We start from the raw sequence: 16079 nt of genomic DNA, 5'->3' as shown, positions 1-16079 counted from the left end.
GAATTAACATGGCAGAGTTAAAAATGCAGAATATCTACAAAATTTATGATAAAGATGTAACAGCAGTATCTGACTTCAACCTACACATTAAAGATAAAGAATTTATCGTATTCGTTGGTCCATCTGGCTGCGGTAAGTCAACAACACTTCGCATGGTTGCCGGTCTTGAGGAAATTTCTAAAGGTGACTTTTATATTGACGAAGAGCGTGTAAATGACAAAGCTCCAAAAGACCGCGATATCGCAATGGTATTCCAGAACTACGCACTATACCCTCACATGAGTGTATATGACAACATGGCATTTGGACTGAAGCTTCGTAAATTCGATAAAGCTGAAATTGATAAGCGTGTAAAAAATGCTGCTAAGATCCTTGGTCTTGAAGCGCTTCTTGACCGTAAGCCAAAAGCACTTTCAGGTGGTCAGCGTCAGCGTGTTGCACTTGGGCGTGCAATCGTTCGTGATGCAAAAGTATTCCTTATGGATGAGCCGCTTTCAAACCTTGACGCAAAGCTTCGTGTTCAGATGCGTGCTGAAATCGCGAAGCTTCACCAGCGTCTTCAGACAACAACAATCTACGTAACACACGATCAGACTGAAGCGATGACAATGGCAACACGTATCGTTGTTATGAAGGATGGCGTGATCCAGCAGGTTGGATCTCCTAAAGAAGTGTATGACAATCCTGAAAACGTATTTGTTGGCGGATTTATCGGTTCACCGGCAATGAACTTCTTCAGCGGTAAGCTGACAGATGCAGGATTTGAAGTAAAAGGTCAGACGCTTCAGGTTCCTGAAGGTAAAATGAAAACACTTCGTAATCAGAATTACGTTGGAAAAGATATTATCCTGGGTGTACGCCCTGAAGATATTCACGATGAGCCAGTATTCATCGAATCAGCTGCAGGATCTAAATTCCTTGCTGACATTGAAGTTTCTGAGCTTACAGGTGCTGAACTAATGCTTTATTCTAAGCTTGGCGATCAGGACTTTGTAGCACGCGTTGATTCACGTTCAGATATTAAAGCAGGACAAAAAGTTGAGCTTGCTTTCAACCTGAACAAGTGCCATTTCTTTGATGTGGAAACTGAGCAGCGCATCCGATAAGTTGGTTACCCCCTTTAACCATATAGTAAAAGGCCCGCTCAAAGCTTGAGCGGGCCTTTTCTAGTCATTAACGGTCGATATTGACCATGTTAAGCGGCTGAATCCATTCATCATACTGTTCTTCATTCAGGTACCCCGTCTTAACTGCAGCTTCTTTTAAGGTGGATTCATCATTAAAAGCAAGCTTTGCAATTTCAGCGGCTTTTTCATAACCGATATGAGGATTTAATGCTGTAACAAGCATTAAAGAGTTCTCTACGTGTTTTGCAATAATATCAAGGTTCGCTTCAATTCCAACTGCACACTTATCGTTGAATGTATTCATACCATCAGCAAGCAGCGTAATGGATTGAAGGAAGTTATAGATAATCACAGGCTTAAAGACATTTAATTCAAAGTTCCCCTGGCTCGCAGCAAATCCGATTGTTGCGTCATTGCCCATGATCTGAGTCGTAATCATCGTCAACGCTTCACTTTGTGTCGGGTTGACTTTCCCTGGCATAATTGAGCTTCCGGGCTCATTTGCAGGTATCGTAATTTCACCAATTCCACTTCTCGGTCCACTTGCAAGCCATCTGATATCATTGGCAATTTTCATTAAATCAGCTGAAAGACCTTTTAATGCCCCGTGAAGATACACAATCTCGTCATGACTGGTCAGCGCATGAAATTTATTATCTGATGAATAGAAAGGAAAACCTGTCTGCAGCACGAGCTGTTTTGCTACACGCTCTCCAAAATCCGCGTGGGCGTTGATGCCTGTACCGACTGCTGTTCCTCCGATCGCAAGAGAAAGGATATGCTTATTCGCTTCCTGGATCATTGTATTAGAGCGCTCAAGCATCGCACGCCACCCGCTGATTTCCTGCCCCAGTGTTAGCGGCGTAGCATCCTGAAGATGTGTTCTTCCAATTTTAATAACTTCATAAAATTCCTTTTCTTTCTGATAAAACGTATCAGTCAGATTATTTAAAGCCGGAATCAGCTTACTGCATACTGCCCGGTAAGCGGCAATATGCATTGCTGTCGGGAATGTGTCGTTTGAACTTTGAGACATATTCACATCATCATTCGGATGAACCTTTTCATCCACGCCCTGATCAGACAGGAATTGATTCGCTCTGAACGCAATGACTTCATTCGCATTCATATTAGACTGTGTGCCGCTTCCAGTCTGCCAGACAGACAGCGGAAAATGCTCATCAAGCTCTCCGTTTAATATTTCATCACATGCTTTTACAATTGCATTCTTCTTATGTAAAGACAGTTTTTCAAGGTCAAAGTTTGCAACAGCTGCTGCCTTTTTCAGTTCAGCAAAACCGTATGTGACTTCAAGCGGCATTTTTTCAATGCCAATCGGGAAGTTCTCAAGACTGCGCTGCGTTTGCGCTCCCCAGTGTTTATCTGCAGGTACCTGCACCTCACCTAATGTATCTCTCTCAGTACGAAAATTCATATTCAAATCCCCTTTCCAAATGATTGTATGAATATTGTAACATTTCCCTTAACTTAACTCACTTACACTCCCTTAATCAATTATCTTTCCCAAAAATGAGAAGTAAGCTACACTAAATTAAACGATAATAGACAGGAGGTTTTATGATGAACATTGCATTATTTGGCGCGACAGGCAGAGTCGGGAGTGTCATTCTTGAACGCGCTTTAGAAGATGGCCACCAGGTACAGGCACTCGTTCGCGATCCTGAACTTAAAAGTAACCATTCCAACCTGACTTACATACTGGGTGATGCATCTGTAAAAGAAGACGTTGAAAAAACGATCTCAGGAACGGATGCTGTTGTGAGTGCACTCGGAACGGATAAAAATGATGCACTGACGAAATCAATGATTCATATCCTTCCTGCGATGAGAAAATACGGGAGCAGACGTATTATTACCATTGGAACGGCAGGTATACTTGATTCAAAAAGAGAGCCTGGTAAGTTCCGTTTTCATTCATCTGAATCAAACAGACGCCTGAGTACAGCTGCTGAAGATCATTGCAGAGCTTTTCTGATGTTAAAGGAAGCGGGACTTGACTGGACTGTTGTCTGTCCGACTTACCTGCCGGATGGGGAACGGGTTGGTACTTACCGGACAGAAGTGAATACACTGCCGGATGAGCCGTCGAGTATTTCGATGTATGATACGGGGGATTTTGCGTATTCTCTTCTATTAAATAGTGAGCATGTGCGGGAGCGGGTTGGGATTACTTATTAAGTTTAATTGTGATTTATAATCGCTGACCTGTTCCGTGGGGGACTGCGCTTTCCTGCCCCCGGCCGGTGAGCTTCCTCAGGCTTCGCCTTGCGGGATCTCACCTGTCCTTTCCTGGGGCGGGAGTCTCCGTCCCCCACTCCACAGGTCAGCTGAGTGTTATTTCATCACAGATTTTTTGAATGCAGATAAATCATCAATTAATTAATTTCTGAAAACCAACCTTAGTGCAGCGGAGCGGAAGGCGGCGACTCCGGGACGATTAGAGGGAAGCTGAGACCCCGAAAGCCGCAGGCTGAGGAGGCTCAGCAACCTCCTTCCGGAAAGCGTCCGCCTGAAGTGCAGCGAAACGATTAAAAAGCTCGAGACAATATTTTGTCCCGAGCTTTTTTGAATTTATGCAGCATCCACAAGCATTATCCTGCCTGCTGTTTTCCCTGCTGCAGTTCGTACATTTGATAATATTTACCCCGATTTTCCATCAGCTCATCATGTGTGCCGCGTTCGACGATATGTCCGCGGTCTAATACGAGAATCTGGTCTGCATTGCGGATCGTTGACAGACGGTGCGCGATAATAAAGGTTGTTCTGCCCGTCTTTAACGTATCCATTGCTTGCTGAATAACTGATTCTGTTTCAGTGTCCACACTTGATGTTGCTTCATCAAGTACAAGTACCGCAGGATCAAAGGCTAGTGCTCTAGCAAAAGAGATCAGCTGCCTCTGACCTGAAGATAATGTACTTCCTTTTTCGATAACAGGTTCATCAATTCCCTGTTCCAGGTTTGTCAGCACCTGGTCTGCTCCGACAGCCTTCAGTGCTTCCTCTATTCTTTCCCTTGATATTCGAGGATCATTGAGGCTGACATTGGATGCAATTGTACCTGTAAAGAGATATGGATCTTGGAGTACAATGCCCATGTGATCGCGAATGGTTTGCCGAGGTAATTCTTTGATGTTTTGTCCATCAATGAGAATCTCCCCTTTTTGACAGTCATAGAAGCGGAATAGCAGGTTCATAATCGATGACTTACCGGAACCGGTATGTCCGACAAGTCCGATTGTCTGCCCTGGCTTCGCTTCAAATGACAGGTTTTTTAATACATAGTCTTCTTTTTTATAAGCAAATGACACATCATTGAATACAACATGCCCTTTTAGACGCTCAATTCTTTCATCTCTTACTTCTTCCCCGTCTTCATCCATCAGCTCAAATACCCGTTTACCCGCTACAAGCGCAAGTTCAAGATTTGCAAGCTGATTCACGATTCCGGTGACAGGCTGGAATAACCTCGTCAGATAATCTACAAACGCATATAGCACACCAACTGTTACAACGGATTCAGCTGTCAGCGCTGCGCCGCCGAAATACCAGATGAACGCTACAAATGTAAGGTTACGCAGAATATTCACCAGGTTATGTGACATCAGTGCATTCAGGTTTAACAGTTTGTTCTGGAACTGAAAATGCGTTGTATTTTTTTCTTCGAATTCTTCCTGGATTCGGCCTTCACTTCTGAAAGCCTGAATGATGCTCATCCCCTGAATCGCTTCATTAATGGAAGCATTGATCTCACTTACTTTGGATCTGACCGTCTGATTATAGACCGATGCATATTTCCGGTACAAAAGCATCCAGATATATAAGATTGGCAGTAATACAAGACAGATCGCAGCGAGGTTCGGATCAAGGATAAAGAGCGCGATATAGATACCTGTAATATAGACGCCGCTGTGGAAAAACTGACCAAGCACCTGCACGTACAGTTCCCTGATTGCTTCAGTATCATTGGTAATCCTCGCGACAACTTTTCCGGCAGGGAGATCATCAAAATAATTGATCGGCAGGCGCTGGATGTGGTTGAATACCTGCGTACGCATCTTTTGAATAATCCTGTTTGCTGAACGCTGAAGCTGAAACTCCTGTCCAAAATGAAAGATTGCAGCAACAACTGTCAGTCCGAAATAAAGCGCGACAAGCCAGATCATTCTCGGGATCTCAGGAGTGTAAAAAGCAAATACCTCAGACTTTGTCAGCTCTTCAGCAGGGTATGCTGTTGCATCCTCGCCGGAGCCGAAAGTCAGCTGTCCATCTGCATAGTTACGCTCGCCCTCCGCTTCAACCGGATCATTCACAAAGTAAAAGTTCAGACCGATCTGATAAATATGCGCTTCACTTCCAGCCTGCTCACCTTCATTTAAATACGCTTCTCTCTTATAAAATGTGCCGTTATACGATACAGCATCCTGTGATTCAGCTGTTTCTACCCACGTCTCTTCAATACCGAGAATATGATCATCAATCATTTTTTTCGCGATAAAAGGACCTGCAAGCTCAGCTGCTACTGAGATCGTCAGCATGACAAGCGCAACCAGTATTGTCTTTTTATACATTAGTCCGTATTGCCAGAGACGTTTTCCTACACTCATGGTTGCACCTCCTCTAAAAGTGACGCTTCTACCTGCTGGCGCTCATACTGCTCGAAGTACCAGCCTTTTTTCTTAAGTAGATCTGTGTGGACACCTTCTTCAATGACCTCACCATTATCCATGACAACAATCCAGTCAGCGTGTTCAACTGCAGACAGTCTATGTGTCGTAATCATTGTTGTCTTTCCATTTCTTTCATTTTTAATATTTTCTAAGATCGCTGCTTCAGTTTTTGCATCAACGGCAGATAATGAATCATCGAGAATCAACAATGCCGGATCCTTAATTAACGCGCGTGCAATTGAAATCCGCTGCTTCTGTCCGCCTGATAAAGCGACTCCCTTTTCTCCAACCATTGTGTTAAGTCCATCAGGCAGCATCTCAAGATCCTTTTCAAAATGAGCCATTTTAATCGCTTTTAATAATTCTTCCTCTGTCGCATCTTCTGCACCGAATAAGATATTGTCACGGACTGACTTTGAAAACAGAACGTGCTCCTGTGGCACGTAGCCAACCCATGATAATAACTGATCTTTTTGCAGATCCTGCAAACCGGTACCGCTCACTGAAATCTCACCAGCTCCAGCCGGATATTCTTTTAACAGCTGTTTTACAATGGTTGTTTTTCCGCTTCCCGTTCTTCCAACGATCCCTAGTGTCTGACCCTTCATCAGCCTGATATTCAGGTTTTTCAGGTTCTGAACATTTGAAGATGGATATTGAAAGGCTGTATCACGAAACTCAATGCTGTTCATTGTGGTGACAGCTGCCGCATGCGCCGGTTCTATTACTTCCGGTGAACTGCTTAGCGTTTCGTTCACACGGTCCATCGACGCATTCCCGCGCTGCATAATATTGATCAGCTCACCGATCGCGAACATCGGCCAGATCAGCATGCCAAGATAGACGTTGAAAGATACCAGCTGACCAAGCGTAATTGCCTGATTAAATACGAGATACGCACCATATCCAAGACCAATCATATAACTGATTCCGGTCAGCACTTTTGTCAGCGGGTTAAAAAGCGAATCAATAAACGATACGCGGATATTTTTCTGAAAAACATCCTCTGTATGCTGATGAAACAGCTCCTCGTCCCTTCTTTCCTGAACATATGCTCTGATGACCCGGACCCCGGCGATTGATTCAAGTACACGGTCATTCAAATCCCCAAACGCATCCTGCGCGATCATATAACGCTCATGAATTTTCTTGCCGAGAATTTTCATGACAAATGCAAGGATCGGCAGTGGCAGCACCGCAGCAAGCGTCAGCTCCCATGAAATGAGAAATCCCATGGTTAAAAGAATCGTCAGCATGTAGGCAGTGGAGTCAATCAATGTTAATACCCCAAAACCCGCCGTAACTGACACTGCTTTTAAATCATTGGTAGCTCTTGCCATCAGGTCACCTGTACGGTTTCTTTCATAAAACCCGGGTGTCATCTGAAGGAGCTTCCCCATAAACATCGATCTAAGCCGGCGCTCAATCTGGTGTGCACCGCCAAAAAGTAAATACTGCCAGACATAATTCAGGATATACGTCACTACACCGATTCCAGCCAATATTAACAGGTACTGTACTAAAAGATCCTGTGTTAGCTCACCCATAAAAATATCATCAATGGCCATCCCCACAAGAAATGGGGGCACAACTTCAAATAAATTCGCAATCAAGAGTAAACCGATTGCCACTGTATAACGTTTCCAATGCTCTTTAAAAAACCAGCCGAGCTTGATAAAAATATCAAACATCTGTGGACACCTCCTTTATTTCTTTAAGAGACAGGCTACCCACTATCCAAAGCCACCTTGTAACCCGCCTTAATCATGTCTGTGTAAATTCTTTTCATCTTCATCATTCCTCCTGAAATACGTATTTATGAAAACAGCTCAAACTGTTAACAACTAAAAATTGGCAATAAAAAAGCATACCCCGCCTGTAAAAAAGCAGGGTATGCTTTAAAAAAGGGCGCTGACTGCATACGCAGACAACACCTTTACCAGTCAATCAACCATTCAGATCGTCAGAAAAAAGTTCGCTGCGTGCTATTCAGTTTTACAGAATGTTTTTTAAGTTTAATGATGATCATGACACACAGCTCCTTTCTGTACGATTTTTTGTCCATTCTTTGAACATCATTAGAATAAACTACCATCTGAACGTTGTCAATATATTTTCCAGAAATCACTGAAGATTTATTCAGGGTTTATTCAGCGGCATATTCCTTAAACTTTTTATTTGCAAAATCGATCAATCCTGGTTTGCAGGGTCCTCCTATGGGTATCTTACTATTAAACACCTAGTTTTTATTTACGATAAGGAGGCGTTACCATGTTACGTACAATTCTAATGATCATTGGTGCAATCGTTGTTATTTTCTTCTTAATCAATCTGATTGGATAATCAGGAGGTAAATTAAAATGGCAGACGAACGCAAAGTTGAAGTACAAAAAGAACAAAAAACCGACAGAGGGCTTGTCGGTGCAACATTTATTAAATATGCTGCTTACATCATTATTTTTATCGGTATCTTATGGTTCTTAATTAATTATATTCTCCCGATGTTTTAAGCAGTACGTATCGGAACCCTGAGCAATCAGGGTTCTTTTTCATGACACTTCCCCTTTAAACCGCTTCATTTCCCACATCTCCCCTATTTTCCGATATACTGAATACAGGACGATCTTAAAGGATGAGTACATATGGCGCGACAAAGAAAAATGAACATCACAGAACTGATGGACGCAACAGAAAAGCTTCTCCTCGAAAAAGGCTATGAAGGATTCCACTTCAAGGCCCTTTCAGAGCGCCTTGATGTGGCGAGAAGCACAATTTATGAATACTACAAAAATAAAGATGAATTGATCGTTGATTATATGACTGATTTAATGGATCAGGTTATGAGGAAAGTGGACATGCTCAGTCAGCAGTCTGACGCTTTTATGACACTGAAGGACCTGCTTTATTTATTCATGGAATATTCCCAGGTGTATGACATGATAAAAATGAGACCTTCACTTGATAAAAGTGCATCTCCTGAAGTAAAAAAACAGCTTGAGCAGCTTGATGCCCAATCAAGCAGGTTGTTTCAGCTGCTGATGACCCTGATCGAAAAAGCTAAAAAAGATGGCTCAATTAGGGCTAACCTTCCCTCTTCATTGATCGCCGGAGTGTTATTCCAATCCGTTTTAATCTATAATTCTGAGGGAATACCTAAGGAAGAATGGGCGGAAATGTTATTTGATATGATCGAAAACGGGATTACTACCTGATAAAGGAGCGGTATGATGACTTCTATCGTATGGATTAGAAAAGACCTGCGTCTTCATGACAATCCGGGCTTATATCACGCAGCGGAAGCCGGCAAAGTACTGCCGGTTTATATTTTTGATGAGGGTGAAAAGATTGGCTCAGCGCAAAAGTGGTTTCTTCACCATGCACTTACATCATTTCAAAAACGGCTTGAATCAGTGGGAGGAAAGCTTTATATCGCAAAAGGTAAGCCCGAAAAAATACTTAAAAGTCTCATCAGTGAATATGACATTTCAGCGATACACTGGAACCGTCAGTATGAGCCTGCAGTTTTCAACCGGGATCGTGAAATTGGTGAAGCACTCCATGAGCAGGGTCTTGATGTAAATACTTACGAAGGCAGGCTTCTTCTTCCACCATGGAATGTCAAAAAGAAGGACGGGGAACCTTACAAAGTCTTCACCCCATTTTATAAAGCACTGCAAAAGCATGAAATCCCACAGGCACTTCCATCTGTTAAGGAAATTAAGCCGGTTTCATTCAACAAAAAAGGTTCACTACCTATCGAAGATCTGAACCTGCTTCCTGAAATCAACTGGACTGACGGCATGGAAAAAAGGTGGACACCTTCTGAAGAAGCAGCCGTCAGACGGTTTCATACCTTTTTGGATAAAAAGCTGAAAGTATATAAAAATAAGCGTGATTTCCCTGCAGAAGAAGCCAGTTCTGCACTATCACCTTACTTCGCACTCGGGCTGCTTTCAGTCAGAAGTGTATACCATTCAATTAAGAAGAATGCTGAAGCGGCCGGAGAACCATTTCTAAGACAGCTGGTATGGCGGGACTTTGCCTACTCACTGATCACCCATTTCCCTGAAACCGATACGGATCCGATGAATGATCAATTTGAAAAGTTCAAATGGATGGATGAAAAGGATCAGGTTGAAGCATGGAAAAAAGGTAAAACGGGCTTTCCAATTGTCGATGCCGGAATGAGAGAGCTATGGTCCACAGGCTATATGCACAACCGGGTCAGAATGATTGTCGGATCATTCCTGACAAAGGACTTACTGATTCACTGGAGAGAAGGTGCCGACTGGTTCGATGACACACTTGTTGATGCTGATGTTGCAAATAACGTCATGGGCTGGCAGTGGGTTGCCGGTTCCGGAGCAGACGCCTCCCCGTTCTTCAGAATCTTTAACCCAACAACCCAGTCAGAGAAATTTGATCCTGATGGCAACTACATTAAAAAATGGATACCCGAGCTCAAAAATATGCCTCTAAAACATCTTCACGATCCTTCCAGCGCTCCAGCAGATGTCCTGGAAAAGGCTGGTGTGACAATTGGCGTAGATTATCCTGAGCCGATTGTTGATCATAAGGCTGCAAGGCAGCGTGCACTTGATCGATATGATGAGGTGAAGAAGTGATTTTATTAAGCGGCTCACTGGGGACGGAGTTCAGTGAGCTGTTTTTGTAATCATTCTAAAAGTGGCGCACTCAACTCCGTCCCCGCTGCGCCGCCTAAAAATATAAAAAGCCGTCCCAATCACTTCTGGGACGGCTTTTTAGGCTCCTCATCTTTCAAAACTGAGTTCATGCCTTTTTTAAATTCATAAAGTGTTTTACCGGCTGTTTTGCCGAGCTCCGGCAGTTTTGATGGGCCAAACACGATTAGAGCAACAAAAAAAATAATTAATATTTCACCAAATCCGAGGTTCATTGTACACTACCCCTTCTTTTCTTCTTGCTCTCAGTATACATCTTTTTTGATGAAATGCGAGTGGAGATATTGTGAATTACGCTTCTCCGCGCTGCTCTTTAATTTTTCTTTTCTTTTCAGATTCAGATACAAAAAGTGCTACTGCTGCATCACCGGAAATATTGATTGCTGTTCGTGTCATATCTAGGATTCTGTCTATTCCTATAATTAATCCAATACCGGCAACTGGCAGTCCAACTGATGTGAGTACCATTGCGAGAAGGATCATTCCAACACCCGGCACACCGGCAGTTCCAATACTGGCAAGTACTGCAGTCAATACAACAGTCAACAATTCTACAAATGTTAGGTCTACTGCATACACCTGAGCGATAAAAATCGTTGCAACCCCCTGCATAATTGCTGTACCGTCCATATTAATTGTTGCGCCAAGCGGCTGAACAAATGAACTTGCAGGTTTTGATACATTTAATTCCTTCTGGGCAGTTTCCATTGAGATCGGCAATGTAGCATTACTTGATGATGTACTAAATCCGACTGTCATAGCCGGGAAAAAGTTTTTATAGAACCAGACCGGGCTCTTTTTCGCAAGGAACATGATAATTGATCCATATGTGATCACTGCATGAATAAGAAGTGCGAGTAAAACCACGAGTACGTACATCAAAATACTTTGTAATGAATCCAGTCCTGCTTCTCCAAGTGCTGAAGCAATCAGGCCAAACGTGCCATATGGAGCAAACTTCATAACGATTCCAACGAGGAACATCATGATATCATTGCCCTGTTCAAATAATTGATAAACACCTTTCGTCTTATCTCCAAGCACCGTTATGGCAAAACCGATAAAAATGGCAAATGCAATTATCTGTAGCATATTACCTTCTGCCATCGCCATAACAGGGTTTTCAGGGATAATATTTAGCAGTGTTTCACCTACAGATGGCGTTTCACTTTCCTCAAATTCGGCCGCATCTCTTTCTTCCTGTGAAAAGAGTGATTCACTTCCCGGCTGAATGACTGATGCCAGTGTCAACCCGATCGTGATTGCGATTGCGGTGGTTGTCAGAAAGGTAAGAATTGTTTTTACGCCCATTCTGCCAAGTTTTTTCGTATCTCCAAGCCCCGCCACACCGAGTACCAGTGAGAAGAAAACAATTGGCACAACAAGCATATTGATTAATCCGAGGAAGATTTCCCCCAGTGGATTAAACACATATGTATTTAATGTATTAAATAAGTCAGATGCGAATATATTTAATACCAGGCCGACAATAATACCTAGCACTAAGCCGATGAGTATTTTAGCGGTCAGATTGAGCTTCATATCGTGTCCTCCATCTTCATATTTTAAGCATTCTGTTTTTTACTGTATACCCCCAATAATTTACCTGCTAACCAGTCATAAATCAAATAATGCGCCGGAAAACAGGTCTATGTGCATATAATTTAAAATAGATGGGTATAGTGAATTATATAAGAAGAAATGAAAGGAGCTGTTTGTATGGCCGATCGATACATTTATTTTATATCAGCAAACCATGAACGCAGCTCAATCGCTGAAGGATGGGCTTCCCGTCTGTATATCCCGGGCACTGTATTTAAAAGTGCTGGATGGGCAGGTGCCAGAAAGAACCCTTTCACTTTACAGGCAATGCAAGAAATCAGTATAGATATAGCATCGATTACTCCGTATCGCATAAGTGAAAGCGACCTCAGGAAAGCGGATGTGATTGTCATTATACAGGATCCGGAAAAGGATGAAGCGATCAGCATTCACCCTTCATTCTCGGATAAAGTGATTAATTGGAACATTGTAAATCCGGCAAAGCGTGCTGAAGACCCTTTTGTTAAATGGGCAATGTTTCAGGAAATATGCGACGAAATCGCACTTAAGATCCGCGAACTTGAAAAAGATCTCTCAGCGTCAGCTGTGTAATCCTCTGCCTCAGAAGCAGAGGATATTTTTTATACTGAAACGAGTACAGCGCGGACAGGACTGCCATCCCCGCCTTTAATTTTAAGCGGCAGGGCAATCAGCTGATAATGACCTTCCTCTACTTCATCAAGCACAATTCCCTCTAAAATATTTATGTCCTGCTCATAAAGTGCGCGATGTACCGGCAGGGTTTTACTTTCCAGGTGATCAACTGATGGCAGGTCCACTCCGATTAAATTGATTCCTTTACCTTTTAAATAAGCTGGCACTGATTCATTCAATACAGGGATTTTTTCAGGAAATTCATCACGGTTGGTCCAGGCGGCAGTTTTAAACAGAACAGCTGTTACTCCCTTTTCATCAAACTGTATGTGCTCTGATGTAATTTCACTTAGACCGGTACAATCAACTACAACAGCTTTAGAGAAGTAGCGGTTCAGTTCCAGCTCATCTGTCTTTTTTCCTTTGTTATCATAGTGGAATGGCGCATCTATATGGGTGCCGATATGGGTACTTGCTTCGATCTTTCCTACATTGACGGACCCGCTTTCCTCCATAGGCCACGCGACTTCATAATGAAATGGTGTGTCTCCCGGCCAATTTGGCGTGCCGCTGCTTAAACTCATCGTAATATCGATCAATTTCATATGAACATCTCCTTATGCAATGACATTTCGTTCATTAGAATAAGATTTATATGTTTCTTCTTTCATCATCTTTTTGATCAGCTGCATGGCTTCATAAAGATCTTTGTAGCTTGTATAAAATGCAGCCGGTGCAAGTCTGATAATATCCGGTGCTCTGAAGTCCGGGATAATCCCTTCAGCCTTCATCGCCTTACAAATGCCTGCAGCGTAAGGATGTTGCAGAGCAATGTGACCGCCTCTATCTGCATCAGCTAATGGTGTAACCTGCTTTATCCCGAACTGCTTCAGTTCCCGATCAACAAATCGTGCGATATAGGATGTCTGGTGGAGCGATTTTCTGCGCAGTCTTTCAATACCTGCTTCCTCAAAAAGTGCCAGGCTGCCGATCAGCGGTGCCGTTGATAAAATATTCGGTGTACCGATCTGATAAGCACCTGCCCCGTCGGCTTTAGTAAATGTATGTCCCATATCAAATTGCTTTTCTTTATCTGAACCAAACCACCCTTTTAAACCGGGCATGCGGGTATGATGCTTTTCGTGTATAAACAGTCCCCCTGTTCCACCGGGACCGTTATTCATGTATTTATAATTACACCAGACGGCAAAATCCACGCCCCAGTCGTGAAGCTGATGCGGCACTGCTCCAATCGAGTGAGCGAGGTCAAATCCGACAAGTATTCCTTTTTCATGTGCGCGCTTTGTGATCTCTTTAATAGGAAGAAGCTGGCCACTTCGGTATAAAACGGAGGGCAGTAATAAAACGGCTGTTTCATCTGTGCATACGCGGTCTATGTCTTCAACGGTTAGCGTTACGCCATCTGCGGACCCCGCTTTAATGAGCTCGACTTCAGGCTTTAGTCCTTTCAATTCAATCTGACTTTGAAGTGCATATATATCTGACGGGAAATTCAGTTCATCAGCTGCGATTTTTGTCCGCTTTCCTTCCGGCTGATAAAAAGTAGACAGCATCTGATGTAAGTTGACTGTGATTGAACCGGTCACGATTACTTCAGAAGGCTTGGCACCAATTAATGGAGCTGTCTTTTCTCCAAGTGATTCAGATAAAGTGAACCATGGGTGCTCTCCTTCCATCCATCCCTCAATTCCGTAGTTCTTCCAGCTCTCAAGTAAGTCCAGTACAGTCTTCTCTGCTTTTTTAGATAGCAGACCAAGAGAGTTACCATCTAGGTAGTACTGCCCTTCTTTCAGAAAGAATTCATTCCGGAACGCTGTCAATTCGTCTTTTTCATCGAATCGTTCTGCTTCATTCAGATCAAATGTAAAACTCATTATGTAAGCCCCCTATTGTATATGCTGATTGAATTTGTATGATATTATCATACAGGAAAGCATATTGATTTGCGAAGTCAGGAGGAAGAGATCAGGTGCATAAAATCAGAATCGGATTCATCGTGATCTTTATCCCTATCCTGGTACTTGAACCGGCCATATCAGCAGCCGTTTTATACATACTTCCGCTCCTTATACTTTTGTCGATGAATGCAGCCATGTCAGAGAACCGCATTCAAATGCTGAATATGTCAATTTTGATCTCACTCTTATACCTGGTTGGCATTACAGCTGAATCATATATCATCAGGCTGATTGCCATTATTTTTATTTTATTTACCATGCGCTACATCACTTATCAAAATGGAGGTTATTAATATGGAGAGAATACAACTGACACCAGACTTATCTATTTCAAAAACAGTCCACGGGATGATGCACCTGTCCGGGTGGAACCTTTCAAAGGAAGAACGCCTGACACTGATTAAAGAAGTATTGGAAACAGGGATTACAACGTTTGATCATGCAGATATTTATGGAGGTTATCAGTGTGAAGCGCTATTTGGTGAGGCAATGGCGCTTGAACCATCTCTTCGTGACAAGATGGAGATCGTAACGAAATGCGGGATTGTTCTTGAATCTCCTAACCGCCCGGCTCACAGAAGTCATCACTATGATACAAGCAAGGCACATATACTATCTTCAGTTGAACAGTCACTGAAAAACCTTTCAGTCGATACGATTGATCTGCTATTAATTCACAGACCTGACCCATTCATGAACCCCGAAGAAACAGCGGAAGCGCTTGACGAACTTCACCGCTCAGGTAAAGTAAAGAACTTTGGTGTGTCGAACTTTAAAAGAAGTCAGTTCAATATGCTTCAGTCATATGTGGATCTGCCGCTGTGCACAAACCAAATTGAGCTTAGCCCTTATCATTTGGAAAATTTCGAAGATGGCACGCTTGATCTGACACTTGAAAAGAACACACCACCGATGGCCTGGTCTCCTCTTGCAGGCGGAAAGATTTTAACAGGTGAGGATGATAAAGCCGTCAGAATCCGTGCTGCACTGCAGGAAATCGGCAGTGAGATCGGGACTGACCAGCTGGATGAAGTCATTTATGCCTGGTTATTTGCTCACCCTGCCAATATTTCCGTGATTGCCGGATCCGGAAAAATTGAGCGGATCCATTCAGCTGTAAATGCTCAGAAATTCAGCATGGATCCACATCAATGGTTCACGATTTATCAGGCTGTACTCGGACATGATGTACCTTAAGTGAAATGAAGTAGTAAAAAATTTGCTGACTGTGGTAGAATATAGGCAATTAAGATGAGAATGGAGGAAATCCGATGGGGTTATGAACCTGAACTGTATACTTGTTCAATTAGTCAAAGGTAATAAGGCAAAGAGTCAGGTTCTCATTGGACCTCCATTCTGACGGAATGATCTCTGATGCCTTTACAC

At 42.9% G+C, this 16079-nt stretch carries 15 protein-coding genes; 8 read left to right on the top strand and 7 right to left on the bottom strand.

Features of this window, described 5'->3' with window-relative positions; all coding sequences use genetic code 11:
• Positions 1-8 precede the first annotated feature (8 nt).
• Positions 9-1106: a sn-glycerol-3-phosphate ABC transporter ATP-binding protein UgpC gene (locus LG330_RS06990; RefSeq protein ID WP_322422063.1), complete on the top strand. Its 1098-nt coding sequence runs from the start codon at positions 9-11 to the stop codon at positions 1104-1106.
• 67 nt (positions 1107-1173) lie between these two features.
• Here LG330_RS06990 and fumC read toward each other — a convergent pair whose 3' ends face one another.
• Positions 1174-2562: a class II fumarate hydratase gene (fumC, locus tag LG330_RS06985; RefSeq protein WP_404408538.1), complete on the bottom strand. Its 1389-nt coding sequence runs from the start codon at positions 2560-2562 to the stop codon at positions 1174-1176.
• 146 nt (positions 2563-2708) lie between these two features.
• Here fumC and LG330_RS06980 point away from each other — a divergent pair, with 146 nt between their 5' ends.
• Positions 2709-3326, top strand: coding sequence for an NAD(P)-dependent oxidoreductase (locus LG330_RS06980; RefSeq protein ID WP_404408536.1), 618 nt, complete (start codon positions 2709-2711; stop codon positions 3324-3326).
• Between the two features lie 413 nt (positions 3327-3739).
• Here LG330_RS06980 and LG330_RS06975 read toward each other — a convergent pair whose 3' ends face one another.
• Positions 3740-5752, bottom strand: a complete 2013-nt coding sequence (locus tag LG330_RS06975; RefSeq protein WP_404408534.1) for an ABC transporter ATP-binding protein — start codon at positions 5750-5752, stop codon at positions 3740-3742.
• A complete protein-coding gene (locus LG330_RS06970) occupies positions 5749-7506 on the bottom strand; it encodes an ABC transporter ATP-binding protein (protein ID WP_404408532.1) in 1758 nt (585 codons plus the stop codon). The genes LG330_RS06975 and LG330_RS06970 overlap by 4 nt, the downstream gene beginning before the upstream one ends.
• Positions 7507-8175: 669 nt before the next feature.
• Here LG330_RS06970 and LG330_RS06965 point away from each other — a divergent pair.
• The 3 genes from LG330_RS06965 (at position 8176) to LG330_RS06955 (ending at position 10440) form a co-directional block, all read left to right on the top strand.
• Complete coding sequence (locus LG330_RS06965) at positions 8176-8325, top strand: hypothetical protein (protein WP_404408530.1); 150 nt, start codon at positions 8176-8178, stop codon at positions 8323-8325.
• A 132-nt stretch (positions 8326-8457) separates the two neighbouring features.
• Positions 8458-9027 (top strand): TetR/AcrR family transcriptional regulator, encoded by a 570-nt coding sequence (locus LG330_RS06960; protein WP_404408528.1) that lies wholly within the window; start codon positions 8458-8460, stop codon positions 9025-9027.
• A 12-nt stretch (positions 9028-9039) separates the two neighbouring features.
• On the top strand, positions 9040-10440 hold the full coding sequence (locus LG330_RS06955) for a cryptochrome/photolyase family protein (RefSeq protein WP_407936088.1): 1401 nt from the start codon (positions 9040-9042) through the stop codon (positions 10438-10440).
• Positions 10441-10559: 119 nt separating this feature from the next.
• Here LG330_RS06955 and LG330_RS06950 read toward each other — a convergent pair whose 3' ends face one another.
• Both LG330_RS06950 and LG330_RS06945 read right to left on the bottom strand, forming a co-directional pair.
• The gene (locus LG330_RS06950) at positions 10560-10733 is read right to left on the bottom strand and encodes a twin-arginine translocase TatA/TatE family subunit (RefSeq protein WP_404408524.1); all 174 of its coding nucleotides are present in this window, start codon (positions 10731-10733) and stop codon (positions 10560-10562) included.
• A gap of 76 nt (positions 10734-10809) precedes the next feature.
• Positions 10810-12060 (bottom strand): dicarboxylate/amino acid:cation symporter, encoded by a 1251-nt coding sequence (locus LG330_RS06945; RefSeq protein ID WP_404408522.1) that lies wholly within the window; start codon positions 12058-12060, stop codon positions 10810-10812.
• Between the two features lie 177 nt (positions 12061-12237).
• Between LG330_RS06945 and LG330_RS06940 the strand changes: the two genes are divergently transcribed.
• Positions 12238-12672 (top strand): low molecular weight phosphatase family protein, encoded by a 435-nt coding sequence (locus tag LG330_RS06940; RefSeq protein ID WP_404408520.1) that lies wholly within the window; start codon positions 12238-12240, stop codon positions 12670-12672.
• Positions 12673-12701: 29 nt separating this feature from the next.
• Here LG330_RS06940 and kynB read toward each other — a convergent pair whose 3' ends face one another.
• On the bottom strand, positions 12702-13319 hold the full coding sequence (gene kynB, locus LG330_RS06935; RefSeq protein WP_404408518.1) for an arylformamidase: 618 nt from the start codon (positions 13317-13319) through the stop codon (positions 12702-12704).
• Positions 13320-13331: 12 nt separating this feature from the next.
• Positions 13332-14609 (bottom strand): kynureninase, encoded by a 1278-nt coding sequence (gene kynU, locus LG330_RS06930; protein WP_404408517.1) that lies wholly within the window; start codon positions 14607-14609, stop codon positions 13332-13334.
• Positions 14610-14704: 95 nt separating this feature from the next.
• On the opposite strand from kynU, the gene LG330_RS06925 reads away from it, so the two are divergent.
• Together LG330_RS06925 and LG330_RS06920 are read left to right on the top strand one after the other, a co-directional pair.
• Positions 14705-14986, top strand: a complete 282-nt coding sequence (locus tag LG330_RS06925; protein ID WP_404408515.1) for a hypothetical protein — start codon at positions 14705-14707, stop codon at positions 14984-14986.
• A gap of 1 nt (position 14987) precedes the next feature.
• Positions 14988-15890 (top strand): aldo/keto reductase family oxidoreductase, encoded by a 903-nt coding sequence (locus LG330_RS06920; RefSeq protein WP_404408513.1) that lies wholly within the window; start codon positions 14988-14990, stop codon positions 15888-15890.
• Positions 15891-16079 lie beyond the last annotated feature (189 nt).

The organism is Jeotgalibacillus malaysiensis (assembly GCF_044789845.1).
GTDB lineage: Bacteria > Bacillota > Bacilli > Bacillales > Jeotgalibacillaceae > Jeotgalibacillus > Jeotgalibacillus malaysiensis_A.
This window is presented reverse-complemented; position numbering and strand designations above follow the sequence as displayed.

Excerpts from the sequence above, each read along its gene's own strand:
- LG330_RS06990 (WP_322422063.1), top strand. The coding sequence starts at position 9 with ATGGCAGAGTTAAAAATGCAGAATATCTACAAAATTTATGATAAAGAT.
- fumC (WP_404408538.1), bottom strand. The coding sequence starts at position 2,562 with ATGAATTTTCGTACTGAGAGAGATACATTAGGTGAGGTGCAGGTACCT.
- LG330_RS06980 (WP_404408536.1), top strand. The coding sequence starts at position 2,709 with ATGAACATTGCATTATTTGGCGCGACAGGCAGAGTCGGGAGTGTCATT.
- LG330_RS06975 (WP_404408534.1), bottom strand. The coding sequence starts at position 5,752 with ATGAGTGTAGGAAAACGTCTCTGGCAATACGGACTAATGTATAAAAAG.
- LG330_RS06970 (WP_404408532.1), bottom strand. The coding sequence starts at position 7,506 with ATGTTTGATATTTTTATCAAGCTCGGCTGGTTTTTTAAAGAGCATTGG.
- LG330_RS06965 (WP_404408530.1), top strand. The coding sequence starts at position 8,176 with ATGGCAGACGAACGCAAAGTTGAAGTACAAAAAGAACAAAAAACCGAC.
- LG330_RS06960 (WP_404408528.1), top strand. The coding sequence starts at position 8,458 with ATGGCGCGACAAAGAAAAATGAACATCACAGAACTGATGGACGCAACA.
- LG330_RS06955 (WP_407936088.1), top strand. The coding sequence starts at position 9,040 with ATGATGACTTCTATCGTATGGATTAGAAAAGACCTGCGTCTTCATGAC.
- LG330_RS06950 (WP_404408524.1), bottom strand. The coding sequence starts at position 10,733 with ATGAACCTCGGATTTGGTGAAATATTAATTATTTTTTTTGTTGCTCTA.
- LG330_RS06945 (WP_404408522.1), bottom strand. The coding sequence starts at position 12,060 with ATGAAGCTCAATCTGACCGCTAAAATACTCATCGGCTTAGTGCTAGGT.
- LG330_RS06940 (WP_404408520.1), top strand. The coding sequence starts at position 12,238 with ATGGCCGATCGATACATTTATTTTATATCAGCAAACCATGAACGCAGC.
- kynB (WP_404408518.1), bottom strand. The coding sequence starts at position 13,319 with ATGAAATTGATCGATATTACGATGAGTTTAAGCAGCGGCACGCCAAAT.
- kynU (WP_404408517.1), bottom strand. The coding sequence starts at position 14,609 with ATGAGTTTTACATTTGATCTGAATGAAGCAGAACGATTCGATGAAAAA.
- LG330_RS06920 (WP_404408513.1), top strand. The coding sequence starts at position 14,988 with ATGGAGAGAATACAACTGACACCAGACTTATCTATTTCAAAAACAGTC.